Genomic DNA, 8,574 nt, shown 5'->3' on the forward strand with positions numbered 1-8,574 from the left:
TGAGCTATCGGTGCGCTAGCCGGGCGTGTCCGTAGATTTACACCGCGCTAGACCTTGCGTCCAGGGAAATGTTCGAGCAGATTGCCCGGTCCGCTGCGCCACCCGGTTACGACTGATCCTCGGTTTCCGAACCCAGGCCCGGTAGCGGGCGTTGGCATACGGCGCGAGCCTCGTCGGCGTCAAGTCCGAACAGGCGCAACACGTTTTCGGCGACGGTGTCGGTGGCCGCCACTCCGTCACGGTGCTGGTCCTTGTGCAGTAAGGTGCCGAGTCCGAGCAACGCGCCGCCGGCTATTGCCACAGCGAGTTCCGGGTCGTCGACCTGGAAGCGTCCCGCGTCGGCGGCCGCCTTGATGTCGCGCAGACCCCGCGGGGCCAGCCCGTAGTCCGAGGACAGCAACGCCGGTCCGTTGGCCAACAGGATCTTGCTCTCTTCCGGCTTGTTGCGGAACAGTCGGCCGGTGAGCCGGAAGCTGGCGGCGAATACCTCGGCGGGATCGTCGATCGATGCGGTGAGCCGATCCAGCAATGCGCCGTGCGCGTCGAGCACATCGGCGACTGCGGCCGCGAACAGCTCTTCCTTGCTGTCGAAATGGTTGTAGAACGATCCCATGCCGACGTCGGCGGCCTGAGTGATCTCGAGTACCGCCACGTTGGTCTTGCCCTCCGCGATCAACCGCTGCGCGGCCTTGATCAAGGCCGCCCGGGTCCGCTGCTTGCGCCGCTCGAGGCGCGTAGGGCCAGAGACAGGTTCAGAAACCGAATCAGTCGACGACATGGTAGAAGTATGCATCACTTCTGAGGAAATCGTCAGAACCCCTTGACCAGACCGTGCCCGCCATGTGACGATTTCGTCAGTTACTTCGAGAGATGGCGATGAAACCCCTGATGGCTACCCGCACGGATGCACACAAAGACCTGCACAGCGAGCGGGGAGCCCTACCCGGTGAACATCCGGGCCGCTCCCGAAACCCGGTCATCAAGGTCGCCGACATCGCGTGGCTGGAATTCGAGAAGCCGGATCTGGCCCGCACCGAAGCATTCGCGCGCGCCTTCGGTTTTCAGACCGCACAGCGCGGTCCCGACGCGCTTCTGTTGCGCGGCACCGACGCCGGCGCGCCGTGTGTCATCGTGCGCCGCGGACAACAAACCCGATTCGTCGCGGTAGCGTTCCGAGCCTGCGACGAAGTCGACGTCCTGCGCTTGGCCGACAAGTCGGGCAGGGCCGCCCGCCCGCTGCCCGAGGCCATCGGCGGCCTTGCAGTTGATCTGGTGGATCCCAGCGGAATCCCGGTACGGGTAGTGGCCGGCATGCACGAACTACCGGCGTTGCCCGGGCAACAGCCGCACGTCTTCAATTTTGGGCAAGACCTGCGCCGGGCCAACGCGACCCAGCGCCCCCCACGAGTGCCGGCGCGGGTGCAACGCCTAGGCCACCTGGTGTTGCAGTCGACGAAGTACCGTCAAGCGCTGAACTGGTACCTGGACAACCTGGGCATGATCGTCAGCGATTTCCAGTTCTTCCCGGGGCAGCGCGAGCGCGGGCCGACCATGAGCTTCATCCGTTGCGACCAGGGCGCGACACCAACCGATCACCACACGCTGGCGATGGCGCTGGGGCCAGCCAACCGCTACCTGCACTCGGCGTATCAGGTCAGCGATCTCGACGCCCTGGCCGCCGGCGGTGAATACCTCAAGGAGCGGGGGTATGTCCGCTCCTGGGGAATCGGCAGACACATTCAGGGCAGCCAGATCTTTGACTACTGGCGCGACCCCGACGGATTCATGGTGGAGCACTACACCGACGGCGACAGGTTCGACAACACCGTCGAGCCGGGCTGGGCTCCCTTGACCGCCTCGGGGTTGGCCCAGTGGGGTCCGCCGGCGACGCGGGACTTTCTGGGCACTGACCCGAAATCAGCTCGGCATGAACTGGTTTCGATGATCCGCGCGCTTCGCCAAAGCAACGAGTTCGACCTCCGTCGCCTGATCGGCCTACTGAAGGTGCCCACCGCATGACCGTCTCCGTGCTCCACACCGCCGATGCCTGGTGGGTCGAAACCGCTGCCGGAGCCGCGAAGATCGCTACCTCGGCGACCAGCACAGGCCAGTTGCTCGGCGACCCGTCCGCCGTCGAGGCCGCGGTGCAGGCCGCCGCGGGGGCCGCGGACGGCGGAGAAGCGGTGCCCGTCGACAGCCTTGATCTCATTTCCCCAGTGACCCGGCCATGCCGAGTCATCGCTCAGATGACCAACTTCGAATCGCACGTCAAGGATGCGGGGATGGACCCGGCGTCGATTCCATTGACCTTTTTTCGCAAGGCCTCCGCATCGATCAGCGGTCCGTTCGACGACATCGTCAAACCCCCGCACGTCCGGTTGCTCGACTACGAGGTTGAGATTGGGCTGGTAATCGGGCGCGCAATTCCGGTCGGCACCAGCATTACCGACGCCAACCTGGCCGACTTCGTCGCCGGACTGGTGATCACCAATGACGTTTCAGCACGCGACATTCAACTACCTCAGACGCAATTCTATGAAGCGAAGTCCTATCCCACCTTCACGCCAGTCGGACCGAAGCTGTTGCTACTCAACGCCGATGAGCTCAATCGGTTCGGCGAGCTGCGACTGCGTCTGAGCGTCAACGGCGAAGAGCGGCAGAACGCGCGAGTCGAGGGCGACATGATCTACCGGCCCCTACAAGCGCTGCAGTCGCTCACCCAATTTCAGGAGCTGGCACCGGGCGATCTCATCCTCACCGGAACCCCGGTGGGCACCGCGCTGAGCGCTCCGCCCAAGCCGCTGGAGATCATCGGAAACCTGCTGCCGCCGGCCATCAAATGGAAGGCGTTCTTCAAGAGACAGGCCGGGAATCCGAAGTACCTGCAGAACGGCGACGTGGTCGAGGCGTCGGTAGCCACCGACGACGGCACCATCGATCTCGGCACCCAGCGCACCGCGGTGCGGTACGCGTGAACGCAGACCGGATCTGGCGCGTCCCCGTCGTCGTCATCGGCGCTGGACCTACCGGAGTCACCGTGGCCACGCTGCTGGCCCAGTACGGTGTCGACTGCCTGATCCTCGAACGATGGCCCGGCGTCTACCAAAAACCCAGGGCCGTTCACCTGGACGACGAGGTCTGCCGCATCCTCGCCCGCCTCGGCATTGCCGACGAGTTCGCCGCGATATCCCGGCCCACGCTCGGACTTCGACTGCTGGACAAGAGATTTCGAGTACTGGGTGAGTTCCGCCGGGACCCCGGGGTGGGGGTACACGGCTTCCCGCAGGCCAACATGTTCGACCAGCCGGAACTGGAGTCCCTGCTCCGGGCGAACCTCAGCCGCTTCCCTTGCGCTAAATTGCGCGGCGGCGCCGACGTTACCGACATCGCACCCATCAGCGATGACGTCGTGCGCGTCACGTTCACCGACCGTTCCGACGGCCGGGTACATCAGGTCGACGCCGAGTATGTCCTGGGTTGCGACGGCGCGAACAGCATCGTGCGCAGCCGAATGGGTTCCACCATGCGGGATTTGCACTTTGAGCAACGCTGGTTGGTGGTCGATGTGGCCACCGACGCCGACCTCCACCAGTGGGACGGCGTGTATCAGGTGTGCGATCCGGTACGCGCCGGCACCTACATGCGCATCGGGAAATCGCGCTATCGCTGGGAATTTCAGCTGCTGCCCGGCGAGAACAGCACCGACTTCGACACCATCGGCACGCTGCACCCGCTCATCGCGCCCTGGACCACCGGAGTGCCGATCAGCGAGTTGCAGCTGTTGCGGGTGGCCGAGTACACCTTCCGCGCGCAGATCGCCGACCGATGGCGCCAGGGCAACATGTTCATTCTCGGCGACGCAGCGCACCTCACACCGCCGTTTATCGGGCAGGGCATGGGCGCCGGGGTGCGAGACGCGATGAATCTCGCCTGGAAAATCGCCGCGGTGCGTAGCAGCGCACTTAGCCCCGATGTCCTCGACACGTACGAGCAGGAGCGCAAACCCCACGCCCGAGCGCTGATTCGATTGGCGCTCAACATGGGCCGGGCGATGACGGGCGGCGGGCGTGTGGGCAATGTGGCCCGTCACCTGGTGCTGCCGCGGTTACGGCTGATTCCGGGCCTGCGCGAGAAGGTGGTGGATTCGAGCACACCGAGGCTGCACGCTTGCGCCCTGGTTGCACGCAGTTACCGATCCCGACTACCCGGAACCCTGTGCCCGAACCCGGTCATGCCGAGCGGGCGACGACTCGACGACGTGGTGGGCTCGGACTTCCTGTTCGTCACCGCCACTCCCCTGTCCTACGCCGACCACACGGCGCTCCGTCGGCGCGGCCTCGCGGTACTCACCGCCGCCCCGGGCAGTGACCTTGCGAACTGGCTCCGGCAAGGCCGCGCCCAAGCCGTGCTGGTGCGTCCAGATCGGACGGTCATGCGCGCAGCGCGGGACCCGGTGGCCCTGCAGGCATGGACTGTCAACTACCTAGGAACACCCTGCGCAGCGCAACTGCACAGCGTCTAAGCGGGACCCGAGTGGGACTCCGCAAGGACTCCTCGTGACGGAAGCCACATGTTTGAGTCTGCCACCTGCCGGAAACCCCTAACACTGCAGGGGGATTTCGGACAGCGCATGTTCGGCCCTGTTGGCTGAGCGCGTCGACCACAGCGCGAGGTCGCCATGTAAGCAAAGTGACCACAGGAGGAATTCATGGCTGACAAGAGTGGCCCGCAAGAGGGCGTTGAAGGCGTCGTCGAGGGCGTCAAGGGCAAGGCAAAGGAAGTCATCGGCGCCGTAGCGGGTCGTGACGACGTCAAGCGCGAGGGCCAGGCCCAGCAGGACAAGGCTGACGCGCAGCGCGACGCTGCGAAGAAGGAAGCCGAGGCCGAGTCGGCCCGCGGTGGCGCTGAGGCCGCTGAGCAGCGCCAAAAGGCCAACCAGTAACTTTTCTGCAGGAATGGGCCCGGTCCGCAACGGACTGGGCCCATTCGCTTTGTAACTCTTGGGTTTAGCTCGTGAGCTTGGTAACCAGATGTGCGATAGGAGTCGCCGCGAGGTGTTCCGCCAACTCGCCCGCATTTTCGAAAATAGCGGCGGCACCGGCTGTCTTGAGCTCATCCCGGGATACGCCGCCGCTAAGCAACCCGATGCTGGTTACGCCGGCTCGAACACATGCTTCAGCGTCCCAGACCGCGTCACCAACGAAAACGGCGTGTTCGGCAGACACTTCGGCGCGGCGCAACGCGACCTCGATGATGTCGGGTTTCGGCTTGGCGGTATCGACGTCTTCGTCCGATGTCACCGCGGCGATAAGGTCTTCGCTGTCGAGCACTTCCCGCAACAACGACAATTCGTCTTCGGGAGCCGACGTCGCGAGCACCACCTTGAAGCCTAGGTCGGCCACGCGTTGCAACAAAGTGCGCGCGCCAGGCAGCGGGCGCAACAGTGGGGCCGCCTCTTTGTAGTACCGAGAGTGTAAGTCCTTCAGACGCTTCCGTTGGTCCTCGGATGCGTTGCCGGACAAGGATTTGACCAATCTCGACCCATCCATACCGATGCATCGGTGAATGCGCCACGCCTCGACGTCGATTCCGACCTCGGCGAAGGCGCGCTGCCAGGCATGCACATGCAGGTAATTGGAATCGACCAGCGTTCCGTCCACGTCGAATAACACAGCGGGACTGAGCACGGCCTCTCGGTCGGCCTCACCATTGCGGGACAATGCAATTCGCCTATCGGTCTAGAACAGCGCGGCTATCGTCGCGAAGTCGGCCAGAAGCAACGCCAGTGCAATCACCGGCACAACGAACCCGTAAGGCCGGAACGCGGTGAAGATCGAAACGATCATCGTCAACCCGGAAATGACCGGAGCGCCGTAAAGCAGCACCCCGTAAACCAGACCACTGGGCCCGATGCCGGGACAGGCGGGGGCACTGCAGCCGGCCATGCTCATGGCCGCCCCGATCGCAAACACCACGACCAGTATTGCCGCCGGCACCGTCAGCAATGCCAATACCCAGTTGACGATCGCGCGGCGGGTGCGACCATGATCTTCGCTTTGTGGCGCTCGGACATCCGCGCTCTCTGGAGCTAGATCAGCGGCTTGTGAATTCTGCACGCGCATTTGTGTCGACTACCCAGGCTCGGAAGGCTGAAACCTCAGTGGCCCCGCGCGCGGCCTAGTGACCCGCCGAACGTGTGGAATACGGCCCCACGCTCGAACACGCCCAGCAGCCGCGCGGCCAGCGGCGCGCTGCGGTCGACACCGCCGTCGCTGTTGACGGACTTTGGCGCAGTGCTTTCTATTTCAGAATCGCCGCCGCACGGCGCAAGTCCTCGACAAACGCCTCGTAGTTCTCTTGACGGCGGTCACTGCGATCACGCAACAGCGCCGAAGGATGCAACGTGGCCACCACCGACGGCTCCGGTTCCAGGTGGACAGTGATGGCCGTTGGCCACTCCAGCCGCTCGCCCCGGTGTGCGGTGATGCGAAATGAATTGCCCAGCAGAGATTTTGCGGCGGTAGCCCCCAGACAGACGATAACCCGCGGTTGTACCGCCTCGATCTCGGCGAGCAACCAGGGTTGACAGGCGACTACCTCGATCCGCCGCGGTGTCTGGTGGATTCGCCGTTTCCCTGAACGGTTGAACTTGAAGTGCTTGACGGCGTTGGTCTGATAAGTCGACCCGGGATTGATGTTGGCGTCCTCCAGAGCCCGGGCGAGCAGTCGACCGGCCGGGCCGACGAACGGAAGTCCTTCTTGGTCCTCACGATCGCCCGGCTGCTCACCAACCAGCATCAGCGGCGCATCGCCGTTGCCGTGGCCGAACACCGTCTGGGTGGCGTCCTGGTACAGGCCACAGCCGCGACAGCCGCTTGCCGCGTTCGCCAGCGACTGCAGATCGTGGTCTTCGGGCACGTAGCGGGCCGCACCCTCGGCCTGTGCCGACAGGTTGGCGCCAGCCATAGTCCGGAGTCCTCAACGACGTTGGGCGCGACGATTGTGCTTCTTGATCGCCTCGACGAGTTGGGGCTTGGTCATCTTCGACCGACCGGAGACGTCGAGCCGGCGCGCGATGTCGAGCAGATGCTTCTTGCTCGCGTTGGCGTCCACGCCCTCTGCCGACGGCAGCGGGTTTTCCAGTCCGCCTCGTTCGGCGCGCTCGTCGGATGGTCCCTTTTCCTCTTTGGCTTCCCAGTGGTCGCCGACCTTTTCAAAGCTGTGCTTGACGGCGGCGTACGCCACTCGATGAGCCCGCTCCTCGGTGCCGTATTGTTCGGCGGCCGCATCGTGCGCTTTGGCGAAGGTGCGCTGCGCCTTTGCGCTGGAGCGACGCAGGGTGCTGGGCAACTCGTCCTTCTTCGCGGCGCCGCGCTTCGTTGTCTTGGGCATCGCTAGCCCTCCACTGCTTGCTGGGCTTTGGCGTACGCAAGGTGAAGGAAATCGGCCCCGGTCAGTGCGGTGAAGCCACCGGCCACCAGACGGGTGAACCTGGGAACGAAGACCAAGCCGACGACGAACGCGGTGGTTACCCACACATCGAGACAAAACGGACAGGTGAGCAACTCCCCCACGCTGTGCCGTAGCTCGCTCGTCTCCCGTGACTCCTCCATGACCTCGGCCGGACCGCCCGTGCCCGAGTAGCGGGTGAACGGTGCGCGCAGCGGGCTCGTCACCGCATCCTTGGCCACCGTGCGCGAAAGTTTGTGCGCGCCAAGCGTCACCGTGATCAGGTCTTGAATGCGCCAACCTTCCGGCAACCTCCGCCCGGTAGCCGCCGCCAGAATTGCGGCCAGCGCCACGAGTGCGCCGTAGGCGCCCATCACCACAAGATAGCCGCCCAGCGGCCGGGGATTGTCGCCGCGATATTCGTCGGCTTCCTGCCGTGCGCGGGCTGCCACCTCCGCGCTGGCGTCGGATACATCAGGCACAAGCACTCCTTCGTCGGCTCCACAGCCGGATACCCATTTCGGCAATGGGCAATCTGGGACTCGCGGGCCGGGGAATTCGCACGCAATCGGTTTCGTTGACCAGGTGGAAATTGGGCCGGAGTGGGTATATGTGTGCCGACCGGCAGTGGCGAGAAAGGACCGTCGAACGTGATACCGGAGCACGCGGCGCACAACGTCGCCGATGACGTCGCTGATGACCTGGAAAAGCTCGCCACCCAGATCGATGCGCTGCGCAAACTGGAGAAGCTGGACGGTCTCACCGAGGACCAGCTCTACGACTTCAGGCTGCAGTGGGGCGCGGCTCTGGCGGCGCGGCTGCGACGGCTTGCTCAGTACAACGCAATGGGCATGTTCGACGGGGCCGATGAAGTCGAATTTCAGACGCTGCGCAGCGAACTCGACGAGCTCTCCAGCCTCATTGATCGGTTCCAGCTGGCACGTCCGAAGGCGGACGCCGCGCGTCGACGTTATCGGAGTGCGTAACCCTTTTCCGTCTACGACCGTCGAGCGTCACGCCAGCGTGGCGACCGTCGCCGAGCGTCACGCCAGACGGTATGGGGGTATGGGCTGGGGCCTCGCTCACATGTGAACGTGGGTTACCGACAGGGTGGTCCTGGCCGGT

General features: G+C 64.5%; 11 protein-coding genes. 5 read left to right on the forward strand and 6 right to left on the reverse strand.

Annotation, left to right across the window (positions count from 1 at the left end; genetic code table 11):
• Positions 1–106 precede the first annotated feature (106 nt).
• Positions 107–778 carry a TetR/AcrR family transcriptional regulator gene (locus tag BST27_RS07760; RefSeq protein ID WP_079219826.1) on the reverse strand — a complete coding sequence of 224 codons (672 nt, stop codon included), beginning with the start codon at positions 776–778 and terminating at the stop codon, positions 107–109.
• 110 nt (positions 779–888) lie between these two features.
• On the opposite strand from BST27_RS07760, the gene BST27_RS07765 reads away from it, so the two are divergent.
• The 4 genes from BST27_RS07765 to mbp1 all read left to right on the forward strand — a co-directional run bounded on the left by BST27_RS07765 (position 889) and on the right by mbp1 (position 4,942).
• Entirely contained in the window at positions 889–2,019 is a 1,131-nt protein-coding gene (locus BST27_RS07765; protein ID WP_232007310.1) for a VOC family protein, read from the forward strand.
• Complete coding sequence (locus BST27_RS07770; protein ID WP_069419943.1) at positions 2,016–2,975, forward strand: fumarylacetoacetate hydrolase family protein; 960 nt, start codon at positions 2,016–2,018, stop codon at positions 2,973–2,975. Before BST27_RS07765 ends, BST27_RS07770 begins: the two co-directional genes overlap by 4 nt.
• The gene (gene mhpA, locus BST27_RS07775; RefSeq protein ID WP_069419942.1) at positions 2,972–4,522 is read left to right on the forward strand and encodes a bifunctional 3-(3-hydroxy-phenyl)propionate/3-hydroxycinnamic acid hydroxylase MhpA; all 1,551 of its coding nucleotides are present in this window, start codon (positions 2,972–2,974) and stop codon (positions 4,520–4,522) included. Before BST27_RS07770 ends, mhpA begins: the two co-directional genes overlap by 4 nt.
• 186 nt (positions 4,523–4,708) lie before the next feature.
• The gene (gene mbp1, locus BST27_RS07780) at positions 4,709–4,942 is read left to right on the forward strand and encodes a microaggregate-binding protein 1 (RefSeq protein ID WP_069419941.1); all 234 of its coding nucleotides are present in this window, start codon (positions 4,709–4,711) and stop codon (positions 4,940–4,942) included.
• Between the two features lie 64 nt (positions 4,943–5,006).
• On the opposite strand, the gene BST27_RS07785 is transcribed toward mbp1, so the two are convergent.
• From BST27_RS07785 to BST27_RS07805, 5 genes are all read right to left on the reverse strand, one after another.
• The gene (locus BST27_RS07785) at positions 5,007–5,687 is read right to left on the reverse strand and encodes an HAD family hydrolase (RefSeq protein ID WP_232007309.1); all 681 of its coding nucleotides are present in this window, start codon (positions 5,685–5,687) and stop codon (positions 5,007–5,009) included.
• 51 nt (positions 5,688–5,738) lie between these two features.
• Positions 5,739–6,011 carry a hypothetical protein gene (locus BST27_RS07790; protein WP_249025694.1) on the reverse strand — a complete coding sequence of 91 codons (273 nt, stop codon included), beginning with the start codon at positions 6,009–6,011 and terminating at the stop codon, positions 5,739–5,741.
• A gap of 289 nt (positions 6,012–6,300) precedes the next feature.
• Entirely contained in the window at positions 6,301–6,966 is a 666-nt protein-coding gene (locus BST27_RS07795; protein WP_069419938.1) for a UdgX family uracil-DNA binding protein, read from the reverse strand.
• 12 nt (positions 6,967–6,978) lie between these two features.
• On the reverse strand, positions 6,979–7,392 hold the full coding sequence (locus tag BST27_RS07800; RefSeq protein ID WP_069419937.1) for a ChaB family protein: 414 nt from the start codon (positions 7,390–7,392) through the stop codon (positions 6,979–6,981).
• Between the two features lie 2 nt (positions 7,393–7,394).
• Positions 7,395–7,931 carry a DUF1360 domain-containing protein gene (locus tag BST27_RS07805; RefSeq protein WP_069419988.1) on the reverse strand — a complete coding sequence of 179 codons (537 nt, stop codon included), beginning with the start codon at positions 7,929–7,931 and terminating at the stop codon, positions 7,395–7,397.
• A 168-nt stretch (positions 7,932–8,099) separates the two neighbouring features.
• Between BST27_RS07805 and BST27_RS07810 the strand changes: the two genes are divergently transcribed.
• On the forward strand, positions 8,100–8,435 hold the full coding sequence (locus BST27_RS07810; protein WP_139805055.1) for a hypothetical protein: 336 nt from the start codon (positions 8,100–8,102) through the stop codon (positions 8,433–8,435).
• Positions 8,436–8,574 lie beyond the last annotated feature (139 nt).

The organism is Mycobacterium intermedium, assembly GCF_002086275.1.
Taxonomy (GTDB): Bacteria; Actinomycetota; Actinomycetes; order Mycobacteriales; family Mycobacteriaceae; genus Mycobacterium; species Mycobacterium intermedium.